Raw genomic sequence first — 24,949 nt, forward strand, 5'->3', positions numbered from 1 at the left:
GGCCCGAGTAGGCCCGAGTAGGAATGCCAATGCACGCCTACGCTTGGCGTGTATCAACGATGATGTCTTTCAATGCATCTCGCAACGGGTCATCGTCTGCGTTGCAGAAACCCCAGTGTTGTCGCCGTCGCCATCCTTCAGCGACCGGGAATTTACCGCTGCGGTTTCCCATTTCCGTGCTCAGGTCACGCAATGTTTGCAGATAACTGTCGAGCCCTTGGCTTTCATCGAGCCACTGCTTTTGACTAGCGTGACACGCTAACGCCTTCACCTTTTGTTCAATCACATCGGTCTCGTCGACATACAGATGCGGTGTAACGAATTCACCCAACGGTGTGTGCAATCCGACCGGTTGTGCATGGTAAACCGTTACCGGTTCCATGTAGACGTCCATTTCCGGATCGCTTTCCATGTTCGGCATGCCGTGACAAAATGCGGCACTAACAGCCAATCGGCATGCTGTTTCGTGGTCTTCCATGTAGTCGGTTGGCGAATGGGTTAGCACGATCGTCGGTTTTGCCATGCGGACAATCGCGGCCACTTTCTTCAAATTCTCGGTCGTGTAAGACGCTTCCATGTCGGAGTAAATTGGTCCGTAAAAGGTGGCGCCCAGTACTTCGCATGCGTCCTTCGCTTCTTGCAGCCGAACGGCGGCACAAGTCGGCCGGTCCAATGTGGTCGACCCGCGTGAGCCGTCGCACAGGTTCACATAGTGCAAATCCCAGCCACGACGAGCGAGCTGTAGCATTGCGCCGGCCATGTAGAATTCGATGTCGTCAGGGTGGGCCGCGATGGCGAGGACGGATGGCATGATGGGTTCTTCTCTGAACGGCGGGTGTTGTTTCGATTGCAAACGGATCGATTGCTCAGGCTAAAAGATAGTCGGTCTTCCTTCTCTCCGGTAGCCTGTGTTGATGGATCATGAATTGAAGCCTTCGCGTCTGCCTATTAAGAGAACGTGAAAGCTGCCTTTGTTTTCTCCCTTGGGATGTTACCTTGGGATGTTACAAGGTGAAGAGTCAACGCAATGGTCTGCTTCACGAGCAGGCCGCATGGAGCAGGCCGCATGGAGCAGGCTTATGGGGTCGAGGCGATTGCGATTCTTGGGGGACCCGATGGCTTGGGCGATTTTATCCAGCTTTGTCGCAGTCAAAGTAGGCGGCGATCGCGAAGTAGGCGATGCTCAAAATCAATCAAATGTTTGTCATCCGTTCTCGCGACCGTTTTCGTTCGAAGTATGCTTTTTCGGCTGCTTCTGCGTTAGCTTGATCGCCGAGTTCACGATAGGCAAAACGCAGCACGTCATACGGCGCCTCGTACCACGCCGGTACATGCCGAAACGCAGCCGCATGAGACCGCTCTTTCTTTTTCCCAAGCTCGGCCGCCAACCGACACCATAGAATTGCATCGCGATAGGATCCTCGCTGATGGCAACACCAACCGGCCAACCACGGTAACTCTGGGACCGTTGGCTTCCGAGTCATCCCCAACACACAATACTCCTCCGCATCCCGATACTCTTTTAGTTGCGTCAGACACCGCGCCGCCGTGTAGCAGGCCCATGCCGATTCATCCGGCCATCCATCGAGCCGAATGCAACGATCATAGGCTTCAATTGCGGCTGCGTCCTGCCCTAATCCTTCATGCGTCTGGCCGAGATAGTACCACCACCGAGCGTTCAATGGGTCTGCGGTGGTTTGCTGAGACAAAATTTCCAAATCCCGCGAGAGTTTTTCACGAAAGCCCTGTTTGCTCTTGGATGTCTCCCAGAACTGGCATCCCAAAAGCGTTTGACGTTCGGGTTCGTTGCAGCCAACAAGTGCTTCGTGAGTTGCCCCTTGCCAGCGGACGGTTGCAGGAAGCCGAATGAAACGCTCTTTTTGATAACGACCATCACGACTGGCGACCATCCAAGCCTGTACCCTTTCTTCGGAATTCAGCGTTGCCACTAACTCGGATTTCGATGCGATACCATCAAACTCGACTCGTTCGTCAGTGTCCAATGTCATTGCCCATTGGGCACCATGTGCCGCAGCAATTTCCAGTGCCGCGTTTCGCGCCGCAGCAAAATCGTTACACCAGGCGAATTGAGACAATGAAAACTTCTCGCCCGCTGCCTGTTTGACTCGTTCAACCGTTGCATCTGAGATTCCGGTGTCAATCAAACAAATCTCATCCACCCAATCCGATGCCGACTTCACCGCGTCAGCAACAAACTTTTCGGAATTCCCGCTCAACATGGTTGCGACAATCTTACTTGGAGTAGCCATCCAGGTTGGTGATCGATCGTTCGCAATCGAACCGTCGCTTTCGCTCGAAGGTTCGTCAAAGAACGTTTTGTGCCCGCCTGATGCCCAGTCGATTGCCTGCTCGACTTGCTCACCTGTGGGTGACAGGCCCAATAAACCGATAAGCCACTGGATTTGCGAGGCTGGGGCATTGATCATCGAGCGAAAGTCAGCCTCAATGCAGTCATGGTCGCTAAAGAACCGCTCGTTGGCGGAATGGAGCGTTTGTTGGATTCTGGCGGCGTCCTTCCACCATTGCATCCGTTCAAGCGACGCAATCGATTCGGACAACTCGCGTCGGCACCAGATGAAAATTGTGTCGGCTCCCCACTCGTGGTAGATATCCTCCAGACAGAGTGACAACAACGGGTGTTTCGCTCCGACCAATGCCGCTTTGCTCGATCTCGTTTCTATCCAGTGTGACAACTGCGTGCGCCGCGAGCTGCGTGCGACTGAAGCAACCAAACGAGGCTCGGTCCACCAATGTCTCAATCGTCGGGCTAAGTCGTCGGATTCAAAAAATGGATCTTTATACGGCGCTCCCATATCGACACCGAGGTAGTGCAACACTCCGGCGACAAGGCTTGTGCCGCTTCGATAACATCCCACTACCACACAGCGACGCGATTGACTTTCATCAGGATCAACCATCAGTCGGTTTTCTCATAAAAAGAACGACAACAGAAAAATAGACATTTATCCACAAGAGAAGCCGTTTTTACTTGACATCGGATTGCCGGTCTAGGACAAAGGGTTACATCCGATTCATTTTGCGGTGTTCGGTTGACGAATCATCTTTCAAGCCGCATCTGTTTTATTTTGGAGCGTTTTGGGGCCAATCATGAAACGAAAGCGTCTACCCCGTTGGCATCGCCGATCCACCTCTCGCCGTCAACGTCGTCACTTGCTGGTGGAATCACTCGAACGCCGACAACTACTTGCAGCGGATCTAACGGGGGGGGCGAGCATAGTAGTTGCAGGTGATTCGACCTTGGATGATTTTGTGGGTGTCGATGTCAGTGGCGATGGAGTGTTTACGCCGCTGGACGCACTGCAAGTGATCAATGCTACCGCATCCGCCGTGGACGCTACAACCAATCCGCAGTTTGATCTCAATGACGACTCGGTTGTCGATTCACTTGATGCTGTGTTGCAGATCGAAGCGTTGGCGTTACTCAGTTTGTCGGACTTCCAGGCACCGGAAATGCAATATGCTGCATCGAGCTATTCGGAAGACCCGGTTTGCATGGCCAAACAATTTGCAATTGATCAGCTCTTTTTTCAAGCCGCACAGTACGAGCAACAGATGCAAGAGACCGGCGCGGACTTGCAGGCGGAGCTGGCTAATGTCCAGTCGTTGATACAGGCTGCCGAAGCCGAGCTGAGCCAGCTCGGTTGCTCGGGTTCAAGTGGTCCAACCGGCCCGACCGGTGATTCTGGTAGTACGGGAACCACAAGCGAGACGGGTGGGACAGGCTCGAGTGGACAAACCAGCGACTCGGGAACCACAGACGATACGGGGACAACAGACGATACGGGAACAACAGACGACTCGGGAAGCACGGGCGTTACCGGACCAAGCGGGCCAACGGGGACGACGGGCGAAACAAGTTCGACAAGTTCGACAAGTGAAACCAGTTCGACAAGTGAAACCAGTTCGACCGGCGAGACATCGTCCAGCGGTCCATCGGGACCGACTGGCCAGACAGGTGAAACCAGCACGACGAGCGAAACAGGTGAGACTGGTACGACGAGCGAAACCGGCTCGACGGGTGAAACCGGCACGGGGGCGACTGGTGAAATGGGTACGACCGGCACGGGGCCGACCGGCGACGGCGGTGGCTCGGAGGAAGGCGGTGAAACCGACGAAAGTGACGGAGATGATTCGTCTGGCGATGGGGCAGTGGACGATTCCAGTGATAGTGACGGCGGTGGCGGTGAAACAGGCCCCACCGGGCCGGTAACCTACTCACTCGAAGAAGTCCGACTCGGTTTCTCGGGGAATACCGCGATTGATAAAATCCCCGAAGGCCAATATTTGCGAGTCTCGGCCCGCGTGACCGCCTCGGACGGCAGTAATACCGACTTACCGGAAATCACCATTTTTGCCGACCTCAACGATAACGACCAAGAGGACGCCGGTGAGTCGTTTACCGGATTGTCGACCGGTGGAAACTACTTTGAGAAACAGTTTCTCGTCAAGGACGATGGGCCATCGGGAGAAACGCTCAACGACGGTACAACGACTGGCGGCAATGGAACCGCACAGGACACGATCAACGTCAAGGTTTCCTTGGTGACCGGTGACTCTGAAGAGCTTACGGCGACCGCACTCAACGTCACACCAAAATTGAGCCAACGACCTGACGTTGGCTCAACATGGGTTGACGATCAAAATCTGCAAGTCGCGGTGACAAACATTGCTTTTACCGATCCAGGTGTCGATGATGTAATCACCCAAACGGTCCACTGGGGTGACGGAGAGCCGACCGAAGTATCCGAAGACGGCCGAATCACTCGGGTCTTCTCCGTGTCGGCATCCGACCGGGCACCGGAAGTTTATCCGGTAACGTTAACGATTGCCGATGATGACACCGGAGTGGCGAAGTACCGGTTCGAGACGCTAACCGTCGGTCTCAATTCTGATGACGATAACGTCAACTTGATCGAGGATCGGGAAGAAGTATTAGGGATTCCCGAGGAAGACGATCTCGTTAAATTGGACCTCTCTGCGATCCTCAATGGCAAAACGACTTCGGATAACGGAACCGTCTACATTGACTACAACTATGACCAAATGGCGTATGAGTATGGCATATCCACCGTCGCTCGGATTTGGTTAGACAGCCACAAGACGGAAACATTAAATATCGGCAATTCCTACTTTGGTTGGGAGTTGCCAGCGGGAGTAACTAGTGTTTGGGTGGAAGGAACTCAGTTCGGGACCGACACGATTTATGTCAGCTATCTCGCCGACGACAACAACACGCAGACGGACGATCTCCTGCTTCTTGGTGAGGTTCTTGTGACGGTTCCTGTACCCGCACTTGACATGAATACCGATTCCAACAACACCGGCTTGATTGGTGATAGCGTAAACGGAGTTCCTGAAGACTTAATCGAAGAGGATCAAGCGAAACGAATATTTATCAATATCGACGATGACAACCGCAACGGCATCGCCGACAAAGACGAAGATAAAGAACTCGTTCCAAAAGTAGAGAATGAGAACGACTTGGCAAAGGTCACGCTCAGTATCAGTGCGGATTCGCAGATTCCTGGCAACGACCTTTGGCTGACAGTTCCTAGTGGGCTGCGAATCTGGAGCACTGCAAAGCAAGAGCTTCTTGAACTGCCCGAATCGGCGGACGGATATTCGGTTTGGGATTTATGGGATCATGAGTACCATTATCCTACTGAGTTCTATGTTGAGGGGATACAAACCGGAACCTACTCGATAATCGCGGAAGTAACAAACATTCATAACGAGGTCATTGCGACTGACAAGATTGTTTTCAGCGTTGAAAAGATTGTCTGGCCCTTTGCAGATCCTCCTGCGGGATATCAGGACTTTCCGACAGATAACTCCAGCAAATGGATTGGACTCGAACTGAACGAGGGATGGTTCATTGACAAAGCACTGATCGACTACATCAAAAAACCAAGCGATCTAGGCACGATCGAAACCGTTCATCCAGGCACAACGGCACCACATGAGGCGACTGGTGCAATTGTTCCGGCCAGAACGGACAATGATGGCGAACTATCCGAAAGTACCGAGTCATATCCCAACGGTTTTAAAGCTGAGATTACTTACGAGTTCGTGCATCGGGGAACCAATGGATATGTTCAAGCGATTGACACGGGGGCAAGGCTCAGCTTTGTGGGTAATAGCGGGGTTAAGTTTGGTACTAAACCCGCCACCTCTGACAACCCATGGGAAATCAACATTCTCGATGTGGATGCATTGTTTGCCGAAGCGTCGGGCTTGGATGTAGACGCCCTTCCGGAAGGAGCTGATAGTGCGGCAGTGGTAGAAAATGCTACGAGTGACAACGGGCAGATTGACGTGGTGACGCCGGATTACATGGCCGAGCCTCTAAATAGGTTGATGACTGCGGTGGTTTATGGAGGTGAGTATGAAAAGATGAGGGACAATCCAAGGTACGACCCCGAACCTTTAGCGACTGACAAGCCAGCCGACGCGGAAGAGTATCATCTTACTCATCTGAGCAACAAGAACCGTCCCGATGGAAAAATGGTCATTGATCTCACGAAAGTCGGCGAGAAGTGGACCCTCGTTGTCAGGCTAGGAGGTGATGAGACATTTCGTGACAACGACTTTACCCCAGGTGCCCTCGGTAGGTTTAGCTTGCAATCGCACTGGGGAAGTGGTGTTCAGTTCAAATCGATGAAGGTGACAAAGTATGAGCCTTAAACATAGGATACGACGTACGAACCAACGTATTGTGGTCAACAAACAGCATTTCCGGACTTGGATATCAATCCTACTATCCGTACTTATCCCGTGTATAACCAGCGGAGATGTTTATCAGCCGAAGGTTGAATTGGGCCCCTGGGCGGGCGACTTAAAGATCGAGCCTGGTATGGTCGCCAAGGGATATCGCCTTTGGGGATCAGAAATCGTGGGTCAAGATCTCTCGCATGCATCTTTTGATGATTGTGAATTAACAGGTGTTACTTTTCGTCAGTGCAATTTATTCGGCACCACTTTCAGACGCACCTTGATGACTGGAATGACGATCAACGATTGCGATTGGGGCGAAAACGAGTTTTCGGATGCCGTTGTCAATGGTATCAATTATGGAGATCTGAATGACCAATGGGAAGCTATGGGAATGAGCGCGGCGCAATTTATGACTACTTGGTCGTACAAAAATCGAGATTTGCATAATTGTGTTGTACCAAGCAATTCCTTTGACTCGTCCTATGACTTTGCAGATTTCAACTTGGCAGGTGCTTACTTCTTTCGCATCTCGAACGCTCAATTCGTAAAGTCAAGGATCGCAGACGCAACATTTCAGTACTGTGATTTGACAAACTGTGCTTTTGATGATGCGGTCCTTTACGGAAACCGGTTTTCAAACTGCAAGATTGACTTGAAGCGTTGGAGCAGCGCAGCGTCGTTCACTTTCTCGGGTGTTGAGTTTGCAGGAGTTGAATTTTCCGGGCCCATCGATTTTTCCGGCAGGAACTTAGTTGGTGGAGCATTAAACAGCCATTCAGACTTTCATGTGAATTTTGAGAATGCCAAAATCAATGGTTTTGTCGCAAAAGGCGGACTCGACGGAGCCAACATTCATGTGACTAAGAGCTACAAAACAGGTAATCTGTCCGAGGTCCGAATTTCGACGAGTGATCTGTCCGGCGCGGATTTCTCGGGCCAACTTCTTGCCAACTCAAAGTTTTGGAGATGCGATTTCACGAACTGCAAGTTCGACGATGCGGTCATTACGGCGAGTTCATTCAAAGAGTGTACCGGGCTCACGCGCGAGCAAATAGAATCGACATGGAACTTTAAACACGGTCACATGACGGATATCGAACTCCCGAATCGTCTATTCGATTAAAGGAAAGCAAAAATTTTGGGGCCAGCCAGCAAAGATGTTGGTGCCAGCCATAATCTGCGCACTCGAAGAAGGGCAAGCGACGCGGGTCTTCAGGGAAAACATCGGAGAAAAGGTGTCGGACATCGGAGAAAAGGTGTCGGACACCGATTTGGTTGACTAGATAACTTTGGGCGGCTATGCTGTGGTGTCATGGGACGTCCAAAACGGGCCGATGCGGCCAACCACTGCTATCACATGCTCAATCGTGCAAACCTTCGCGCGACCATTTTTCACAAAGAACAAGACTACGATGCTTTCGAGTCAGTGCTTGTCGAAGCGGTTCAGCGATTTGACATCCGTTTGTTTTCTTACTGTTTGATGCCTAACCACTGGCACATGTGCGTCAGCCCCAACGCGGACGGCGAGATGGGCCGATTTGCTCAGTGGTTGATTTTAACTCACACGCAGCGCTACCATGCCCACTATCACACGGCTGGTTCGGGGCATCTCTACCAGGGGCGTTTCAAATCGTTTCCCGTTCAGAACGACGAACATTTCCTGACCGTTTGCCGTTACGTCGAGCGGAATGCATTCGCTGCTAAGTTGTGCGATAGCCCTGAACAGTGGCGTTGGGGCAGCTTGTATCACTGGTCAAATAAAACGCAACCTTTCGGACGAGTTCTTTCGTCCTGGCCGGTACGACGTTCTAGCAATTGGATTTCGCGTGTCCGCACCGACTTCAGTAAATCCGAGCGGGAGCAACTCGAGTGGAGTGTTCGCCGAGGAGTGCCCTTTGGCGAGGAGAGTTGGGTGGAAGCGATTGCCCGACAATTCGATCTTGAATCAACAATGCGGCCGCGAGGCCGCCCGAAGAAACTGACGTGACGACACCTGAAACCGCCTAAACCCCCAAAATGGTGTTTGACACCTTTTGCGTCCCCCGACTGGTGAAGTCACGACTGCCGCGAAGCAAGAGTGCTTGGTTGATGCGATCCTTGAGGTGTCCGTTTTGTGATTCGACATCCCCATTCTCGTTGGCGCACCTGGCGTTAGTCTTCTGAGCGACACAGCCATAGTGATCCATGAGCGCCGCGTATCGCATCGTCAGTGTCGTTCGATCGGAATGGTTGCGAACGGCTGCGCTGAGCGAGTCGGTTCGATGCTGAGCGGGCACGCCACCAAATTGCCAGAAGGCATTTTGAATTCCCTCACTGAGTGCTTCAAAGGATTCGGAGAAACATAACGAAACCGCTTCGATGTTGCTGTACGTCAGCACGCAGTGAAAGAGCGTGTGTTTGAACGTCGCTCCGGCGATCTTCACACCGAGTTCGTTGCAGACGGTGAAGTCGCTTGCGGCAAAGCGTCCGGGGTGGTGATCCTGCGGAAAGAACACGGGTTTATCGGGTCCATGAATCGCTCGCCAGTTGGCAACGCGGCGTTCAAAGGTGCGGCGGGTCGAATTATCGAACTTGCCGGGATGCTGTCGTTGCAGGTCGCTGAACAGGGTGATCGCTTTGAGGTCGGGTTCGTGCCGGAGCAACTGCTCGACATCGTCCCAAACGTCGGCAAACGGATCGACGCGAGTTCGGTAATCGCGTGGCGATTTTCGTTGCGAGGGCAGTCGCGGATCATCGCGATAGGATCGAGCGGTCTTCTTGTCCATCAAAGCCATCCTGGCAGAGGCGGCGAGTGACTTGCCAGCAGCAATCAGACGCCTGAGTTCAGAAACTTGTCCATCCGTGACCATCGCAATCTCCTTGGAAAGCAGGAGCTTGTGATGATGCAATCATTGTCCCGAACAGGGGAATTCTAGTTGTCGCTAACGCGGGAAACGCCGCCGCGTGAAACCCCTGGGCAATCAGCCAAACCGGGGAATTCTAGTTGTCGCCGACAGGGAAAACTAATTGTCGCTAGACACAGCCTTGCCGAGTGTCCCGCAACGCATCTACCAATTTCCCAATGGGTGCTGCAAAATCCAACAATCGGTCTTCCAGATCTTCACCGCGCTGATCCATCGATCTTCTCCACTGAAACGTTTCTAGACTTTCAAATTTACAATTGTCAATTTAGATTTTTCAATGACCTCGATTGCCGACGTAATCCTTTCCTGACTTGTGTAGATACCAATGCTGCAAGGGCGGGTTCGTAACTTGAAACGGATGCCGATGATCATTTTGCCAACGCCTTCGCGTTCCAAACGCTCCGCTCGCAATTGTCCCAACGCTGAATTTGACTACACACTTGGTTGACTTCGACTTCGACTGGGGTCGTAACGCGGAGTGGGAGATGTGTTGCGGTGGGAAGCGGGTTTCTGCTAGGAAAGTTGGTTGTTAGGTTCGTTTTCAGTCAAATTGGAGTTGGGTGGATGCTCGGCCAAAATCTGTCGTTTCGCGACAAGGATCGGCTCGCCGAATTACGGAGTCTCGATCGGTTTCGCTTGAAGCTGATCTATCAAGACCTTCAGGCACCTCAGATGGCTGATGTCAGGGGCGAATACGACGGAACGCTACTCGATCAAGGGGATTGTGTTGGAGCGTTATTCATTCGGACAGCCTTTGGAGCAACGGGGCCTTGGTTGGGCAAGGCTTTTCGGCCTGTCTCGGAGATTGTGGGCGAAGGCTACAACGCGTTTGGAACGATCGCGGACCGTCAGGCACGGTTACCGATGGACACCTTGATCGATCATTCGCATATCGTTGCCGGTTACTCGTATATCCTCGATTACCGCACAAAGAACCGCGGTCCGATTCGTTGGCTTCGCGGCGAACTCCGACAGCTCAGTCCCGATCTGCTGCTCGGTATTGGGACATTTGGTCCGCGCGCAATTCGGCTCCATAAACTCCGACGAGTCATCCCGTTTGTACTCGCACGAAGCGACCGGGAGTATTTGCTCGGCGAAAACGAAAATCACAAAAGACGAAGCAGGTAGTTTTTAGGGTTTGGCAACTGGCTCATCACCGCAGATCTTTCCAGTGACCCTAGCGGTTGCGGTTGCGGTTGAGAGAAGAAAAGAGAAGAAAAGGGGAAGGGGGGCGTTTTGCTTTCCCAAAAGAGAAGAAAACCCAAAAAATGACCCCCTTCCCCTTTTCTTTGTCACTTCCCCTTTTCTTTGTTCCCCTTTTCTTTGTTGGCGAAGCGGTGCCGATCGAGCACTACGCTTCGGCCCGCGCGATCAACGGACGGGCCGGCCTGTATCCCTCGCGTTACCAAAGCGACGAGGTCGACAACCCTGACGGAAAGTTGGTTCGTCAGGCCAACCGTCGCCTTCGCAGCGCCGCGATGTTGGTGGCGGAAAACTTGATCAAGTGTCATCCGTATTATCGCGGTTTATCGAACACTTGGAAGCAACGTAGAGTCGATCCCCGTGATCGTCGTTGCCGAATCGCCAACCGTGCGATGCGAATGGTCTACCAGATCGTCGGCGGTAGGCAGCTTTGGCGTGGCAAAGGGGTTGATCGCGAGTACCTGTTGTCGAAGCTTCAGATCTTTCATCAAAAGCACCAAATACAAGTTTCCCAATCTGTCGCAGAACTCAATGAAGCGTTCGGTTGGCTCCCAAAGTCATGCTACGCCGAGGAAGCCAGACCGCTGGCCGAACTGGCCCGCAAGAAAGGTCGGGGGCCGACGGCGCTCGGCGACTTCCTGGTACCGTTGTTAGCCCGTCTTGGAGTCAGTGACCCTGAAGCAGTAGAATCAGAAACGTCCGAAGCTCGAAGTTCCCGCTGACTTGTCGGTCGTGAGAAGCACAAGAACAACGTCGTCTTGACCCCGAGGGATAGACGTGGCTTTACGGAGCCGCAGTCAACAAGACCGTGGCAAAAGCGTGATGCTCTGTTCGCGGTTCAAACGTCGGATGAGACAGTGTGGAGCCTTCGAGCTTCGGATATCTACCAGGGTGACGAGACTGAACCTCCGGAAAGCGACAGAGAGTGCTTCTGACGCCACAAGCCATTGGACAATCGAGTCCGAAAAAACTACCCTCGTAGGTAGTCCGCTGAACGTACGCGCTGACAGCAATCAACGAATACAGCCATGGCAGTGCTTTGATTTGTCCAAATGCAACGAATCGCATTAGCAAGAGCGTTTTTGAGGAATCCCGATATTCTGATTCTTGACGAAGCGACCAGCCAAATCGATTTAGAAAGCGAGCCATTGATCCATCAAACGCTTGCCAAGTTCTTGATCGGGCGAACCGGCGTCATGATCACTCATCGCCCCACAAGCCTATCAATGGCAGATCGAGTAGTGGTATTTGAAAACGGCAATATCTCCGATAGCGGTCGCCACCAAGACTTGATCGGACGTAACCGCTTCTATCAAAGCCTCTGCGGCGACCGGAAACAGTCCGCCTAATTGCGACAGCAGGGTACTTGGCTGCCCAAATAGCCGAAGTCAATCTGTTTTTTGATGGTTTTACTTGACTCTTCGCATAGGTAACCCATGTTTCAGGTGGGCGCGAGTCACGTCGCGTCTGCGCAAACATCGGTGTACCAATTCAATTTCCCAATCGCTGGGACTCTGAACGGGTCTTCCGAAAATGGCAAACCGGTCGCGAGGCCGGGACGCAAAGCCACGGATCTCTATGAGATGGCCGGGCTGCCGAAGAAGCTATTCCCCTTTTCAACCAACATTTGATCACTGTCACTTTCGGGTGTCGAGGATCACTTGCCGGAGAGTCTCATGCATCCACCACGCATCCTCGTCGCTGACGATAGCCGTACGATTCGCGCCGTCGTTTATCGCACCCTTTGCGCAGAAAACTTCGATGTGATACTCGCGTGCGACGGAATTGAGGCGGTCAAACTGGCTCGCTGCGAACGTCCACATCTTGTCATTCTGGACATTCAGATGCCGGAAATGGACGGCTACGCGGCGTGTGAAGAGATTCTGAAACTTGAGGGTCGCCGAGACGATCTGCCGATCATCTTCCTAACCAAAAATAACGCAAAACATCTTGATGCACTCGGAAACGATCTCGGCGCGTACCTCCAAAAGCCGGTGTGCGGAGACACCCTTCTTGCGACTGTTCGATCACTACTGAGCCGCCAATCTCTCGCACAATCCTGCTAGGGAGACACAAGGTTGAATTCTCAAAGTACCAGTGATTCGCGCGAATGTGATCGCCATTACGACGATGAGACAACGCTTACGCCAGTGTTGGACTCGGAAACGTTTCATCAATGGAAGTCAGAGCTCAATGGTTTTCTGACGCAAACACAAAACCGGTTGACTTCGTTATCTCAATCTCTTTCTGAACATCATGAATCCCAACACCAGACCAAAATACAATCGGATGCACCGAATGACTGCAGTCGGCCCGAACCTGTTGCAGTACCCGCTGAAAAGCTAAGCACGGAAATACGAAGTTCATCGTACCTAGAACAAAAAGAACAAGCGATTGAACCAGAAACACGCCATGAACCGGATGAAGACATTGACGCGCTCGATCGACTTAGCGCCATCAAACTTCGTTTGGCTAAGCAGATCGAGAATGCATCTTAAGACAGAACGTTGTCAGCGACATACCCCAAGCTCATGAATTCAAACGAACAAAAATTGAACTCGACGGCCACGGCAATGAACGATGCTCCCGCGTCGGACAAGCACTGCGTTTTTCGTAGCGGTGCCTCGTGGTTCTCTGTTCCAGCGGTTTCGGTTCGTGAGATCGCACTGTTGCCGAATCTGGTTCAGGTTCCGGCGTGTCACTCATCACTCGCGGGTATTTGTCATCTGCGGAGTGAGTTCGTGCCGGTAATTTCAATAAACGCTTTGCTTGGTTTTGAAAAAACGTCTGCATCGCAGCCCAACAATAAATTGATTGTGATTCATGGAGTGGGGAGCCAAACAGCTGGTTGCTGGGCAATCCAAATTGCAGAGGCGGCCTCGTTGGAATCTCTCGAAGCTCTCGGCACTGCCGAGTCTCGTGCAGATGACACTTCTCAGTCTCCGGTAATGGGCACTGCGATGTTTCGAGAAGAAATCGTACGCATTCTCGATTCGGTAACACTCTACCGTCAAGTGCGTCGAGTGCTCGAGGAATTGTGGAACGCCACAAAACAACCGCTCAGTCACACGCCAAGTGACCATCCATCTGGTACGAAATCGGGAACCCAGTTTTGAAGACTAATACACTTTTTCTCGGGACCCATGCGGTCGCCAGCGTCCTAATCGCGAGTTGTTCTGTTGCCGCTACCCAATTGGGCTCAACATTGTCTATCGCGACTGCCGGCATCGTCACGATCGCTACGATTTTGCTCTCGACCTGGTTCGCTTCCAGGCGTATCCGAGCAGGACTGTCTGTGCTGGAATCAGCCATATCGCACGACGTGGAAACCGATGCATTGAAAACGGGAATTGCTGAGTTTGATGCCGTGGCGATACGAATCGGAACGAAGGCCGCGAGTTGGGAAAGCATCGCGGCGAATACGCGAAAACAATCTAGCGAGTTTCATTCCTTGCTGAAATTGCTTAATCGGCGCGATGCGAATGACGAACCTTCCAGCATGCAACTCCGTGGATTGCTTGCTGGATTGGGAAACACTCTGCACACACAATTTAAAGAGTACGATCGCACGAGTGTTGAAATTCAAGAATCCGGACAATTGATCGCTGATGGTGCGGAGGCTCAAGGTCATGTGGTTGTCAAGACGACCGCTTGCGTCGAGCAACTAGCTTCGACAATCGATTCGGTTTCCGCCAACGTTGCTTCCGCGAACATCGCTGCCCAGAACAGCCATGAATCGGCCTCCACAGCACTCAGTTTGGTTGGGGAATTGAATGAGAGCATGAATCGAGTACGCAGCGTCTCTCTATCTTGCGAGAAAAAATTACGAGGTCTGTGCGATCCTTCGCAGCAGATCAGCGCCATTGTCACAACGATCAGCGAAATCGCTGCAAAGACGGACTTGTTAGCTTTGAACGCGTCAATCGAATCGATTCGAGCCGGTGAACATGGCAGCGGATTTGCAATCGTTGCGGATGAAGTTCGGCAATTGGCTGAACAAGCGACCGACGCGACTCGAGAAATTGAAAGCCTAATCGAGTCAATGCAGGTAGTAACGCAGGAGTCCATCCGCGGCATCGAAATTGAGCGAGATGAAGTCGAGTCAGCTACCGACCGCGCCGCCGCGGTCAAAGATGCACTACAAACGATTTGTGACGCTTTCGAACATGATGCTTCGCATCTCAGCGAGATAGCGGCGTCGTCTAGCCAGCAGTTGCAACTCACGCATGATGTCGTATTGGCCATTGAGCAAATATCGAAAATCGCTAAGGCAAATCGTGGTGGGGCCGAGAGAATTGGCTGGACAATGAAGTCACTCTCCAAAGGAAATCCACAAATCAGCGGTGCCATCGATCGACTCCGAGGTTGCGCCGTTGACTCACGGGTCCAGCCTGAGCAGGAATCTACTCGATCAACCTCCGTCGCGCCGGTTGTCGTCCCGGCGTTGAATCCCACTATGACCCCGGTCGGTTGAAAGGAGGCATTATGGATACAAACATCAATTCTGATCATGCTCAGCAAGACTCGCAGCTCTCGCTCGATGAATCGCGTGAGCTATTGAGCGAAGTACACCTGGCAACCGAAGGCACGTCACAGCACAACTTGAGTAACTTCGCGACGTTGGTATGCCAAGTGCTTCAACTAAATGATTGCTCGCTTAGCGATGATATCATCGATGAAGGAATCAAGACCTTCCTCGATAGCAGCCTCAAAGAGATTCAGTTAGCCATGGAATCGGAAGCTCCCAACTCTGAACGAATCGAATCGCTTCAAACGGAGGCATTGAAACGTTGGGGAGATCGATTGGTGGCAGATGATGAATTCGAATTTGATCTGTGCGCGAACGATCTATCCACGAACGATCTATCCACGAACGATCTTTCCGCGAACGATCTATCCACGAACGACGTGTGGGACATCGGCGATTGCGAAGAAAGCGACTCCGAGGAGAATCACGATACCGATGCCGATGTTGTCGCGCCGAGCGCTGCTGAGATCGCATCCTTGCTCAGCTCATTGGGACAGACAGACACACCACCGTCGGACCACCTATCGGAATCATCTGAGCTTCGTGCCGAAGCGATGCTCTCGCATGAGCCAGCATCAGAGCTAGCGAATGCATCCAATGCGGAACCACCGACAGTGACAATCGCATCACTTGATCCCGAACTTCGGGAGGCGTTTCTTGAAGATGCGGCGAGTTGTGTCAGTTCGATGGAAGCGGCGCTGCTTCGTCTGGAGTCGGATCCCCAGCACCAGGAATCGTTGAATCAAATTTGTCGAGAACTACATACGTTGAAGGGTGCTTCAGCGAGCGTGGCGCTGAATGATTTGGCGGATCAACTGCATCAACTGGAAGACAGCCTTCGCGAAGATGAAGTCGCCGGTCGAGCCCCGAAAATCAATTCATTGTTGCAGATTGTCGACTCAATCCGTTCGCAAGTATCCGAAGGGTCAGGGCCCTCTCCGCCAGAATCGGAGCAATTTCCCGCACACAGCACGACTGACCTTCCTGGCCAGCAAGCGTCGCCCCCCCCCCTCGCTTCCTTTGACGAGGGCCAGTCGGACGACGAGTCGGTGCGAGTGAAATCGTCGCAGCTCAATCGACTCATGGATATGCTTGCCGAGTTGGTGATGCTTCGAAATCGCCGCGAGACAGAACTATCCGAGTTACAAGAGGTATATCATGAGCTGATCGGAAGTGTTTCAAAGATGCGGCTACTGAGCAACGAGAACCACGATGGTGTCGTCGTCTCTAGTTCATCGCAGCTTTCAGAAATCGCCAATGACGTGCTGGAAGTTGCCCAGAATGTTCGCACTTGTGCGCGTCCGGTCGCCGAAGGGAACACGGCTGTATCACAATTCATTCGCCAATTTCGCAAAGAGCTGGTGGAGCTTCGACGAACGCCCGTAGCAGGTCTGTTCCGTCGATTGCAAAGGGTGGTTCGCGACGCAGCACACGCGGAATCCAAAGAAGTTCAATTGGTACTGCTCGGTGAAGATGCTGGGATTGAGCGTTCATTGCAGCAACGTTTGTATGAGCCACTGCTGCATATCGTTCGGAATTGTGTCTGTCACGGAATCGAATCGGTTGATGAACGTGCTCGATGTGGAAAGCCCCCCATCGGTACAATCACGCTCGAAGCAACTTCAGGTCCCGATTTATTTGTGATCGAGATTCGTGATGACGGACGAGGGCTGGACTATGACGCGATTCGGCGTCGGGGAATCGAAACAGGGCTTTTGGCCGCAAACCAAATGGCCAGCCACGAGGAACTTTCTCAGCTAATTTTTCATCCGGGATTTTCGACTCGACAAACCGCCAACCAAACCGCTGGCCGTGGGGTTGGGATGGATGTTGTCGCTAACACGTTGCAACGCATGCGAGGTTGGCTGGCAATCGACTCGGATACAAACCGGGGCACACGAATTCGCCTGAGTTTCCCGCTGCCATCTGTGATTCAACACGCAATGGTGTTTCGATCAGCCGACCAACTGTTCGCCTTGCCGATGCAGTCTGTGCAAAGAGCGGGGGTTATTGACATGGAATCAAATTGTCTCGTCTTGTCACATCTCTTGAACGCAACTGCAGGCCAAAACGGCAAACCACGTCAAGGGATCGAGATAGTCTGCATGGATCCAACCACGCAGGGAACTGGTGATCGTCCGTCCCGCATTACGCTGTTGGTCGACGAGATCGTAGGCCCCGAGGAAGTCGTTGTGCGCCCACTTCCTGCGCTCTTAAAGAACCATCCATTCTGCTCCGGTGCAACTCTTTCAGGCATGGGACAGACCGTTCTATTCCTTGACGCACACCGCGTTGTAGAATCGCACGGAAAACTACTTCAATCGACCAAAGCGGTGATGTCATCCGGCACTCTCGGCCAGTCGGAAAAACAGTGCGTGGGCGATACCGCGATTCGACCGCGAGTGCTCGTCGTCGATGATTCAATCAGTGCCCGGAAACGTGTTGTTCGCTCGCTCAAACGATATGCCATCGACATCTCTGAAGCATCCAACGGCCGGGAAGCACTTCAGTTTCTGAAAGGACAGCGTTTCGCAGCCGTCTTTACCGATATGGAAATGCCTCACGTCAGCGGCATGGAACTACTGTCAGAGATCCGATCACGCCAAGGTGCCCAATCGCCGCCCGTGGTCATCATCAGTAGTCGCGGCGAAGTGGAATTCACAGACCGCGCCAAACAGTTAGGTGCTCATTGCTATTTGATGAAGCCAGTCGCAGACGAATCTCTTGATGAGTCGCTAAAAGGCATCGAGCCGCTAAAAGATTTACGAGCCAACTCAACAGAAACATCTAGGCCAAACGGAGAGAACCAATGAGCGAAAAAACAGTACTTGTGATTGATGATAGTGCCACCATTCGGAAACTTGTCGACACTCACCTGACACCCGCAGGATTCCGCGTCGTGTTAGCACCGAACGCGGAGGATGGCTTGCAGCTGGCAGCCGAGGTGAACCCTGATCTCATTCTGTTGGATCATCAATTGCCTGGCACAACCGGCTATGAGGTCTGCTGTCGGTTGGTCGAGTCACCAAAGCTTTGTCGAATCCCTGTTGTCGTCAGCTCGACATTGCGCAAGAAAGCGTACGCCGAGTACCTCGACCTAGACAACGTTGTCGACATGCTTCCGAAGCCTTACACCGAGGAATTGCTGCAATCCACAGTCGCTAACGCAATCGAGACCGCGGTGATGGTCGTCACGTCACAGTCCGGTGGCACCGCGGTTCCCGAAGTCATTGAGCAGTTGGAAGACGCGGATGTCTCGGGATCATTCGCATTCATCGGACTTCGCGAACTGATCGACTTTCTCACTAATGGACGCAAAACCGGTGTGTTGGAGGTCGAAGCCGAACGCTCACGGATTCGATTTCATTTGAACAATGGGCGAATTCAAGGTGTGTATGCCTCAGGAGTTGAATCTGAAGAGATCGATCGCATGGTGAGCCTACTTCCGCAATCATTGGTGAATTTGGCGCCCGTGTTGAGGATGACGATCGGCGGTCGTAGTTGCGCTGAAGTCGACGGGTTTGTTCAGTTGCTGAACCAAAAGGTCTTGGATCCGCGATTGATGACGAAGCTACTTCGCTTCCAGGCTGCAATGCTGGTCCATTCCGCCTTCACTCGCAAACTCAGCAAATTTCGTTTTGATTTCGGGAACTCTCCAAATGCGCTGCACAAGAATCTACCATTGGATATTAGCTTGCTTGCGCTGTTGGTCGAAGGCGCATTTTACAACGATGATTCAGAGACCACGGAGTTGGACAATCGGTGTTATGTTCGTCGAGCTATTCGAGGGCAAAACCTCGATCGCGCGGGGCTATCAGCGCGGCATATGAAAGTCTTGAACGTACTCTCCGAACCGAAAGATGCTAACGAACTCGCCTCCGCCCTCGGTTGGAACACCGATGAGGTACACCAAGTCATGCGTGGATTCGTCATGGCAGAGATTGTGGAACAGAGAACTCACCAAGTTCGCGGCGAGTTCGTCGTTTTTGAACCGAACGCTGTGGCAGCACAAAACCTTCGAACGTCCTTGGAGGACAGTGACAATCGTTACGTCGGGAAGGTTGTTCGGGACCAATTGGCCCTTAAACTTTTGCTCAAGCGAGTCCTGCCACATACGTTAATATTTGCCGCTGATGACGAATCAAGTTGCCAGATGGTCCGAAAACTCTTTGCAACCCAAAACCCCAATGCTGCAAGAATAAAACGCATTGCCTTAGTGGGTTCTACGGCCAACGATCCGCCGATCGATTGGATGGCTCGCGTTGGATTTGATCCTCAGGTAATCATTGCTAGGCCCTGCACCGCAGAATTGATGTTCCGCGAAATGGACCGACTGCTTGCTGGTGGCAAGTCTGCGTCGAACGATGCACGCGAACAGCATGTCCAGTCGGACGCGCCCCCGGTTGCCCCGGTTCAAGTCGCACCGTTGAATCAACACGTCGATAACTCGGTTGGAGTCCAATCATGATCAAAGAAGATACTATGTTAGAGACGATTCGTTTGATCGCAACGGACCCGACCGGTGCAACTCGTAATTACGATTTGGAATCAAACCAGAGTGTCTTTGTTGGATCATCAACGAACTGTGGATTGCAGCTAAACGGTCCTGGGTTGTGCAGTATTCATTGCCATGTTTCGAGTGAAAACGGCAAGTTGCATATCCAGGAATGGTTATCGGCCGAAGGGACCTGCGTCAATGGTAAGGAAATGTCGGGACAGGTTGAACTGCGACTTGGTGATGTTATTCAAATCGGCAAGCATCAAATCTTGGTGTCTGACGACCGAACTCTGCAGGTGCCAAAAAGAGAGCGTTTCGAATCTGAAACTCCTGAATTCGAACTCAGCGTTTCACCAACGGAAGAGGTCGTGGTGTCGGAAATTGATGGAGCAATGAATCAAGAGTGCATCGAGGACATGCCGATTTCTGACATTCCCGAGCCAGTCGACTTTGAGTCCGGGCTGTTTGAATTTGCAGAGGAGGAAACTTATGACAAGGAGACCGTCGCCTTGCTTTTTGCAGAGATCGAAGACCTGCAGGCGGCCCTTGCACAACGTGATGCCGCGCAAGATTTCGAGCAGTCTTGCGCACGATGTGAAGAGCGGCGTGAACAGGGCCACGACGATACGATGGACTCCGATCCGGATACCGTGATGCTAAGAATGCAGGAACTGATTGACGAAGCCAACCGTAGCGATGAACGCGTCTTGATGCTCGAAGAGATCTTGACGACAGCCGAAGAGGCAAATCGGTCCGCGAAAGAGGAACGCAAACAGTTGGAAGCCTGGGTTGCCGATATTGAAAACCGAGTTGGACAACATGAAGAAGAACATGCAGCGGAGATCAATGTCCTTAATCAGCAATTGAAGGAATCGACAGAACTGCAGAACAAACTACGAGAGCAACTTCGACAGGCTGCTGCTAGCGGAAATGCTCCAAAGCAATACGAAGACACATTAGAGAACCTACAAGCAACCAATCAGTCGTTGCAGGAGGAATTGGCACGTTTCAAGAAAGAGAAGAGTTCACTCGAGCAACGGTGCGAACAAATTTCCAGCGATCAGGAACTCAGCCTGCGTGAAGAACGCGTGAACATAGCCAAAGAACATGCTAAGCTTTCACGTCTGCGTTATGAACTCTCCAGCAAACTGGCCAAAGTCGAAGAACTTCCCAAGTCTGACTGCACTGCCGACACGGAGACTGCGCAACGGATTCAAGGCTTACGTCAGCACCTGCGTGAGATTCACGAGCAGGAGAAGGCGGAAGAGAAGGAGGCATCCATTGTCACGCGTCTCACAAAGCTCTGGAAGCGAGTCGAGTACTAGTGCTTCGTCAAAACTAAGTTTGGTAGTAGGCGGATTAACGTAGCGTAGGCGGCTAGCCTGCGATTCAATATTGACTAAAAGCAAGTGCTTCATCCACCTTTAGTTTTGAGGTAGTGGATCTTGTTAAAGATCCTTGAGAAGTGGGCGACGTGCTTGTCGCTAAATTCGTCATATTCAAGACACTCGATGAACCAAACATACACACAACCCGAAAATACAGAAGAATCGGAAATGGTCGTTGCAGCGGCGGTGGAGGAGTTGCAAGTCGTCGTCTCCGACGTTGACCAATTCCTGTCGTGCTGGTTGGATCGATTATCGGATACAGTGGTTTCGCACCAACCACTTCCCACCACAGATCCGCAACTTCGCAAACGCATTAAGGATTTTCAGCGTCAGCAAGCAGAGTGGGACAACCAACGCCAATGTGAGGAGTTAGAAATCCAAAGAAAACTGGATGAAATTACCCAAGCTTGGCTTCATCTTGAGGCGGAGCAACGTAAACTTCTCCAGGCTAAGGAACTACAAATGCTCGGTTCGCAAGAATCTTCGGTTTCCGGTGACGCAGTTTCTGCGGTGACCAGGACGAGCCCAGAGCGGTACGAAAGCGAACCGATACCTTCGGCAGATTCGCTCAGTTCGAACGTCAAACATTCATCAGATACGACTGTTCAACAGTTTCAACGTCTACGGCGAGAAATCGAATCGAGCCGGCCTCATTTGGGACGGCGGTAATGGAAACTCGAAATCGAGCATCAATCGATGAACTATTTTGCGGAGAATTGAATTGTCCTTGGCAACGCTTTTAACCAATGCGGTGGGGATCTGGAAATGTCGAGTGCCGGATGACACGATTCCTGTTTTTCCGGATGTAGCAGACGCACCACCTGACTCTCGCCGGCTGATTCGAAATCGACGCTACTGCCGTGTCTTGGCGAAGCAGAATGAATTGCCATTCGATGAGGTATCACTATCGTTTGCATGGAAAGCCCTCGAACACGATATGGCGCTGGTTCCAGGCGGTGAGATTCGCCGTGTATGTGACGTGATTGTCGCGACCCAATCGGGTTTTGAAATGGTCTCTACCCCCGATCAAGTGATTACCGTCGAGTCCCATTACGTCGACCGCGATTGCGTCACAAACGCTGACTTTGCAAGGTTTGTGATGGCTGATGGCTACGGAAATCCAGAGTATTGGCCCGAAGCGGTTCTGCCAATTGTCTTACAGTTTGTCGATAGCACGGGACAAGCAGGGCCCAAATTTTGGTCCGATGGAACTCCACCGCCACAAAAACTGGATCATCCAGTCGTTGGGGTCTGCTGGCACGAGGCAAACGCTTATGCAAATTGGGCTGGGAAACGGTTGCCATTGTCCGACGAGTGGCAGCGTGCCGGGACTTGGTCCAAGGGTCACTGCGGTCACGGGACCGAGTTGCGATATCCTTGGGGAAATGGGTTCGACCCGTCAAAGGCCAACGTGTGGGCCAGTGAAATCGGTGATACGGTTCCGGTTACATCATTTAGCGCCGCAAGCACGCCGAATGGAGTCCGGCAATTGATTGGTAATGTATGGGAATGGGTGAACACTTTATTCTGTCCTGATACGGATGCCAGTGTCTCGAACGCATTGAATGAAACAATGGCTGAGATTCGCGGCGGTGCGTTTGATACGTATTTCCAAACGCAAGCGAGTTGCCAATTTCGTACCGGCCAACCACTTTTATATCGCGGCCACAATGTCGGCTTTCGATGCTGTGTTAGCAATAATGCTTTGGTGGACCCTTCTCACTCGATAACCTCATCTGTTGGTGGCCAATGATCGCCTCAGCGAATCAAACACGCAGTGATTTTCCTCCGATCGTGCTCCACTGCGTTTGTTGCAATTATCGGCTTTCTCAGCGAGACGAATATTGTCCTGAATGTGATACGCCCTCGAAGCTCTCGCAAACGGTAGCGATGCGTGGCGGGGCCCAGAGTTTCGTTTCAGTTTTGGGCGCTAGCAATGCGGGCAAGACAGTCTATCTAGGTTTGCTGCTGGACATTCTTAGCAAAGGCCCTAAATCGTTCCGAGGTTTTGCGACCAGTGCCTTCTCAATGGATCTTCAAGAGCAAGTCGTCTCGGCGCTTGAGGGACGTACCTTTCCTGAAAAAACTCCTTCGGAAGCCGATGCATGGAAGTGGTTGCATTGCCAGATCTCGGTCGCTCAAAAGAAAAAGACACGTAATGTGGACCTGATCTCTCCGGACTTTGCTGGCGAATCCATTGCGATGGAAGTCAACCAAGCGGGAACCTACCCGGTGATCGGCCACGTCGTGAAAAAGTCGAGCGGGATTTTGATCTTGTGTGATTCAATCCGAGTTCGAGACTTGGGCTCTGGCGAGGACCTCTTCGCCATTAAGTTGGCCAGTTATATTGCTCACATGCACGGGCTAGACAATGACAAGATCACGCGGCGAAAACGCAACGCTGGACCGGCGGTGGCGATCGTTTTTACGAAATGTGACGACTGTCCCGAAGCACTGGAAAATCCGGGTGAATTCGCTGCCAATAACACGTCACGTTTGCACGAGTATTGTCGTGAAAAATTTAAGCGTCACGCATTCTTTGCCTCCGGCGTAGCTGGAAGTTCGGGCCTGCTCGCCGACCAACAAGGTCGTAGGATGCGCATTCCGTTCCATGTACAACCGTGTGGTGTGCTGGAACCGCTTCAGTGGATCGTCAATCAAGACTAGTCAGCAAAGGTTCGTTCAACATGGAAACCATGAACGTCGAGCAGGCTGTATTCGCGTCGTCCGATCGCGGCAGCATAAAGGGCTATCAGTTAATCTCGAAGTCCTCGGGCTTGGACCGAGCCTCCCGCATAGAATTGTGTCGATGGGCTCCGACTCGATTGCCGAGCGATAATCCTAGCCATTGGACGTTGAACTGTTTCCCGATCTCCAATAACTCGTTCGCAATTACACGCACCGTTCTCGGAGGCCCAGAGTACAGTGGTCGCGGTGGTACCGAAGTGGTTACGCTGTTTCTGGTGCTCCGTGATGAACAGTTCGCTGCGTATGGATTTAATCCGATTGCGGTTGCTCGAACGGCGATGGGAATTGGCTGGCTTCGCCTTCCACTGGATAAGTCGTGCGCACAGCTGCCACCAGCTACGCTGCCGATTCGTTCGATTGCGGAGAGTCGCAACTCGGTTGGAAAGATTGACGACTGTGTTGTTGATGAAGTTGTTGAGCTTCTCGACGACTCCCGCCGCGTAGCCGTCGGTGGACTTGATCAACCGTTGGACTTTGTCGATTGTTTGATATCGAGGATGCCCGCAGAATCTCGAAAGTGTTTCAGCTTCACTACGGGTTTGTCAGCTTCGGTGAATCGTCCCTTTCAGGCTCATTTCTTTTCGTCGGACGATTCGCCGAACAAGCAGACTCTGGATTCGCAAGGCATTCAGTATCTCAGTGCAACCTGAACTCCTTTTGTCGCCCTGTGGGGCGTGTCGATACGGATGTCAAAGTTGCCGTGACGGGTTCTAGTGCGAGCGTTCCTTGTTTGCGACACCCTGGGCACCGAAGTGAAACAGATTGTTGGAAAACTGCAGCCCAAGCGGCGTGTCTATGCCCCAGCGGTGATTAAGGCGTATTCGCAGGGTCGGTCATAAGGGGAAAATCGGTCATAAGGGGAAGAATCGGTCATAAGGGGAAGAATCGGTCATAAGGGGAAGAATCGGTCATAAGGGGAAGAATC

General features: G+C 52.2%; 20 protein-coding genes, 1 pseudogene and 1 riboswitch. Of the genes and pseudogenes, 18 read left to right on the forward strand and 3 right to left on the reverse strand.

Annotation, left to right across the window (positions count from 1 at the left end):
* Positions 1-37 precede the first annotated feature (37 nt).
* Both CA13_RS24495 and CA13_RS24500 read right to left on the reverse strand, forming a co-directional pair.
* Complete coding sequence (locus tag CA13_RS24495; RefSeq protein WP_146401166.1) at positions 38-811, reverse strand: PIG-L deacetylase family protein; 774 nt, start codon at positions 809-811, stop codon at positions 38-40.
* Positions 812-1,193: 382 nt separating this feature from the next.
* Entirely contained in the window at positions 1,194-2,939 is a 1,746-nt protein-coding gene (locus CA13_RS24500; protein WP_146401168.1) for a glycosyltransferase, read from the reverse strand.
* Between the two features lie 190 nt (positions 2,940-3,129).
* On the opposite strand from CA13_RS24500, the gene CA13_RS24505 reads away from it, so the two are divergent.
* From CA13_RS24505 to CA13_RS24515, 4 genes and pseudogenes are all read left to right on the forward strand, one after another.
* The gene (locus CA13_RS24505; protein WP_146401169.1) at positions 3,130-6,726 is read left to right on the forward strand and encodes a dockerin type I domain-containing protein; all 3,597 of its coding nucleotides are present in this window, start codon (positions 3,130-3,132) and stop codon (positions 6,724-6,726) included.
* A gap of 169 nt (positions 6,727-6,895) precedes the next feature.
* Positions 6,896-7,015 (forward strand): annotated as a pseudogene (locus tag CA13_RS35605) (pentapeptide repeat-containing protein); the annotation flags it as partial.
* A 21-nt stretch (positions 7,016-7,036) separates the two neighbouring features.
* The gene (locus tag CA13_RS24510) at positions 7,037-7,879 is read left to right on the forward strand and encodes a pentapeptide repeat-containing protein (protein ID WP_419195151.1); all 843 of its coding nucleotides are present in this window, start codon (positions 7,037-7,039) and stop codon (positions 7,877-7,879) included.
* A 189-nt stretch (positions 7,880-8,068) separates the two neighbouring features.
* Positions 8,069-8,743 (forward strand): transposase, encoded by a 675-nt coding sequence (locus tag CA13_RS24515; RefSeq protein WP_146401173.1) that lies wholly within the window; start codon positions 8,069-8,071, stop codon positions 8,741-8,743.
* A gap of 16 nt (positions 8,744-8,759) precedes the next feature.
* Here CA13_RS24515 and istA read toward each other — a convergent pair whose 3' ends face one another.
* Entirely contained in the window at positions 8,760-9,605 is an 846-nt protein-coding gene (gene istA / locus CA13_RS24520) for an IS21 family transposase (RefSeq protein ID WP_146401175.1), read from the reverse strand.
* Positions 9,606-10,223: 618 nt separating this feature from the next.
* Between istA and CA13_RS24530 the strand changes: the two genes are divergently transcribed.
* The 14 genes from CA13_RS24530 (at position 10,224) to CA13_RS24595 (ending at position 24,674) form a co-directional block, all read left to right on the forward strand.
* The gene (locus CA13_RS24530; protein ID WP_146401177.1) at positions 10,224-10,787 is read left to right on the forward strand and encodes a hypothetical protein; all 564 of its coding nucleotides are present in this window, start codon (positions 10,224-10,226) and stop codon (positions 10,785-10,787) included.
* 140 nt (positions 10,788-10,927) lie between these two features.
* On the forward strand, positions 10,928-11,584 hold the full coding sequence (locus tag CA13_RS24535) for a transposase (protein WP_146401179.1): 657 nt from the start codon (positions 10,928-10,930) through the stop codon (positions 11,582-11,584).
* 330 nt (positions 11,585-11,914) lie between these two features.
* Positions 11,915-12,211, forward strand: coding sequence for an ATP-binding cassette domain-containing protein (locus CA13_RS24540; protein ID WP_146401181.1), 297 nt, complete (start codon positions 11,915-11,917; stop codon positions 12,209-12,211).
* A gap of 176 nt (positions 12,212-12,387) precedes the next feature.
* Positions 12,388-12,462: riboswitch (cyclic di-GMP riboswitch) on the forward strand.
* Positions 12,463-12,538: 76 nt separating this feature from the next.
* On the forward strand, positions 12,539-12,928 hold the full coding sequence (locus CA13_RS24545) for a response regulator (protein ID WP_146401183.1): 390 nt from the start codon (positions 12,539-12,541) through the stop codon (positions 12,926-12,928).
* A 12-nt stretch (positions 12,929-12,940) separates the two neighbouring features.
* Positions 12,941-13,360 carry a hypothetical protein gene (locus CA13_RS24550; RefSeq protein ID WP_146401185.1) on the forward strand — a complete coding sequence of 140 codons (420 nt, stop codon included), beginning with the start codon at positions 12,941-12,943 and terminating at the stop codon, positions 13,358-13,360.
* Positions 13,361-13,393: 33 nt separating this feature from the next.
* Positions 13,394-13,978: a chemotaxis protein CheW gene (locus CA13_RS24555; RefSeq protein ID WP_146401187.1), complete on the forward strand. Its 585-nt coding sequence runs from the start codon at positions 13,394-13,396 to the stop codon at positions 13,976-13,978.
* An 89-nt stretch (positions 13,979-14,067) separates the two neighbouring features.
* Positions 14,068-15,336 (forward strand): methyl-accepting chemotaxis protein, encoded by a 1,269-nt coding sequence (locus CA13_RS24560; protein WP_146401189.1) that lies wholly within the window; start codon positions 14,068-14,070, stop codon positions 15,334-15,336.
* A gap of 11 nt (positions 15,337-15,347) precedes the next feature.
* Positions 15,348-18,203: a hybrid sensor histidine kinase/response regulator gene (locus CA13_RS24565; protein ID WP_146401191.1), complete on the forward strand. Its 2,856-nt coding sequence runs from the start codon at positions 15,348-15,350 to the stop codon at positions 18,201-18,203.
* Positions 18,200-19,858 (forward strand): response regulator, encoded by a 1,659-nt coding sequence (locus tag CA13_RS24570; RefSeq protein ID WP_146401193.1) that lies wholly within the window; start codon positions 18,200-18,202, stop codon positions 19,856-19,858. Before CA13_RS24565 ends, CA13_RS24570 begins: the two co-directional genes overlap by 4 nt.
* Positions 19,855-21,213 (forward strand): FHA domain-containing protein, encoded by a 1,359-nt coding sequence (locus CA13_RS24575; RefSeq protein WP_146401195.1) that lies wholly within the window; start codon positions 19,855-19,857, stop codon positions 21,211-21,213. Before CA13_RS24570 ends, CA13_RS24575 begins: the two co-directional genes overlap by 4 nt.
* Positions 21,214-21,399: 186 nt before the next feature.
* Positions 21,400-21,945: a hypothetical protein gene (locus CA13_RS24580; RefSeq protein ID WP_146401197.1), complete on the forward strand. Its 546-nt coding sequence runs from the start codon at positions 21,400-21,402 to the stop codon at positions 21,943-21,945.
* A gap of 58 nt (positions 21,946-22,003) precedes the next feature.
* Positions 22,004-23,029, forward strand: coding sequence for a formylglycine-generating enzyme family protein (locus tag CA13_RS24585; RefSeq protein ID WP_146401199.1), 1,026 nt, complete (start codon positions 22,004-22,006; stop codon positions 23,027-23,029).
* Positions 23,026-23,943, forward strand: coding sequence for a TRAFAC clade GTPase domain-containing protein (locus tag CA13_RS24590; RefSeq protein WP_146401201.1), 918 nt, complete (start codon positions 23,026-23,028; stop codon positions 23,941-23,943). Before CA13_RS24585 ends, CA13_RS24590 begins: the two co-directional genes overlap by 4 nt.
* A gap of 20 nt (positions 23,944-23,963) precedes the next feature.
* The gene (locus CA13_RS24595) at positions 23,964-24,674 is read left to right on the forward strand and encodes a GAP1-N2 domain-containing protein (protein WP_146401203.1); all 711 of its coding nucleotides are present in this window, start codon (positions 23,964-23,966) and stop codon (positions 24,672-24,674) included.
* Positions 24,675-24,949 lie beyond the last annotated feature (275 nt).

Origin of the sequence: Novipirellula herctigrandis, from assembly GCA_007859835.1 — a bacterium.
Lineage (GTDB): Bacteria > Planctomycetota > Planctomycetia > Pirellulales > Pirellulaceae > Novipirellula_A > Novipirellula_A herctigrandis.

What these genes read in the sequence shown, in the direction of transcription:
- CA13_RS24565 (WP_146401191.1), top strand. Translation starts at nt 15,348, where the DNA reads ATGGATACAAACATCAATTCTGATCATGCTCAGCAAGACTCGCAGCTC.
- CA13_RS24555 (WP_146401187.1), top strand. Translation starts at nt 13,394, where the DNA reads ATGAATTCAAACGAACAAAAATTGAACTCGACGGCCACGGCAATGAAC.
- CA13_RS24575 (WP_146401195.1), top strand. Translation starts at nt 19,855, where the DNA reads ATGATCAAAGAAGATACTATGTTAGAGACGATTCGTTTGATCGCAACG.
- CA13_RS24595 (WP_146401203.1), top strand. Translation starts at nt 23,964, where the DNA reads ATGGAAACCATGAACGTCGAGCAGGCTGTATTCGCGTCGTCCGATCGC.
- CA13_RS24570 (WP_146401193.1), top strand. Translation starts at nt 18,200, where the DNA reads ATGAGCGAAAAAACAGTACTTGTGATTGATGATAGTGCCACCATTCGG.
- CA13_RS24540 (WP_146401181.1), top strand. Translation starts at nt 11,915, where the DNA reads ATGCAACGAATCGCATTAGCAAGAGCGTTTTTGAGGAATCCCGATATT.
- CA13_RS24530 (WP_146401177.1), top strand. Translation starts at nt 10,224, where the DNA reads ATGCTCGGCCAAAATCTGTCGTTTCGCGACAAGGATCGGCTCGCCGAA.
- istA (WP_146401175.1), bottom strand. Translation starts at nt 9,605, where the DNA reads ATGGTCACGGATGGACAAGTTTCTGAACTCAGGCGTCTGATTGCTGCT.
- CA13_RS24515 (WP_146401173.1), top strand. Translation starts at nt 8,069, where the DNA reads ATGGGACGTCCAAAACGGGCCGATGCGGCCAACCACTGCTATCACATG.
- CA13_RS24510 (WP_419195151.1), top strand. Translation starts at nt 7,037, where the DNA reads ATGACTGGAATGACGATCAACGATTGCGATTGGGGCGAAAACGAGTTT.
- CA13_RS24505 (WP_146401169.1), top strand. Translation starts at nt 3,130, where the DNA reads ATGAAACGAAAGCGTCTACCCCGTTGGCATCGCCGATCCACCTCTCGC.
- CA13_RS24545 (WP_146401183.1), top strand. Translation starts at nt 12,539, where the DNA reads ATGCATCCACCACGCATCCTCGTCGCTGACGATAGCCGTACGATTCGC.
- CA13_RS24500 (WP_146401168.1), bottom strand. Translation starts at nt 2,939, where the DNA reads ATGGTTGATCCTGATGAAAGTCAATCGCGTCGCTGTGTGGTAGTGGGA.
- CA13_RS24535 (WP_146401179.1), top strand. Translation starts at nt 10,928, where the DNA reads ATGACCCCCTTCCCCTTTTCTTTGTCACTTCCCCTTTTCTTTGTTCCC.
- CA13_RS24590 (WP_146401201.1), top strand. Translation starts at nt 23,026, where the DNA reads ATGATCGCCTCAGCGAATCAAACACGCAGTGATTTTCCTCCGATCGTG.
- CA13_RS24580 (WP_146401197.1), top strand. Translation starts at nt 21,400, where the DNA reads ATGAACCAAACATACACACAACCCGAAAATACAGAAGAATCGGAAATG.
- CA13_RS24495 (WP_146401166.1), bottom strand. Translation starts at nt 811, where the DNA reads ATGCCATCCGTCCTCGCCATCGCGGCCCACCCTGACGACATCGAATTC.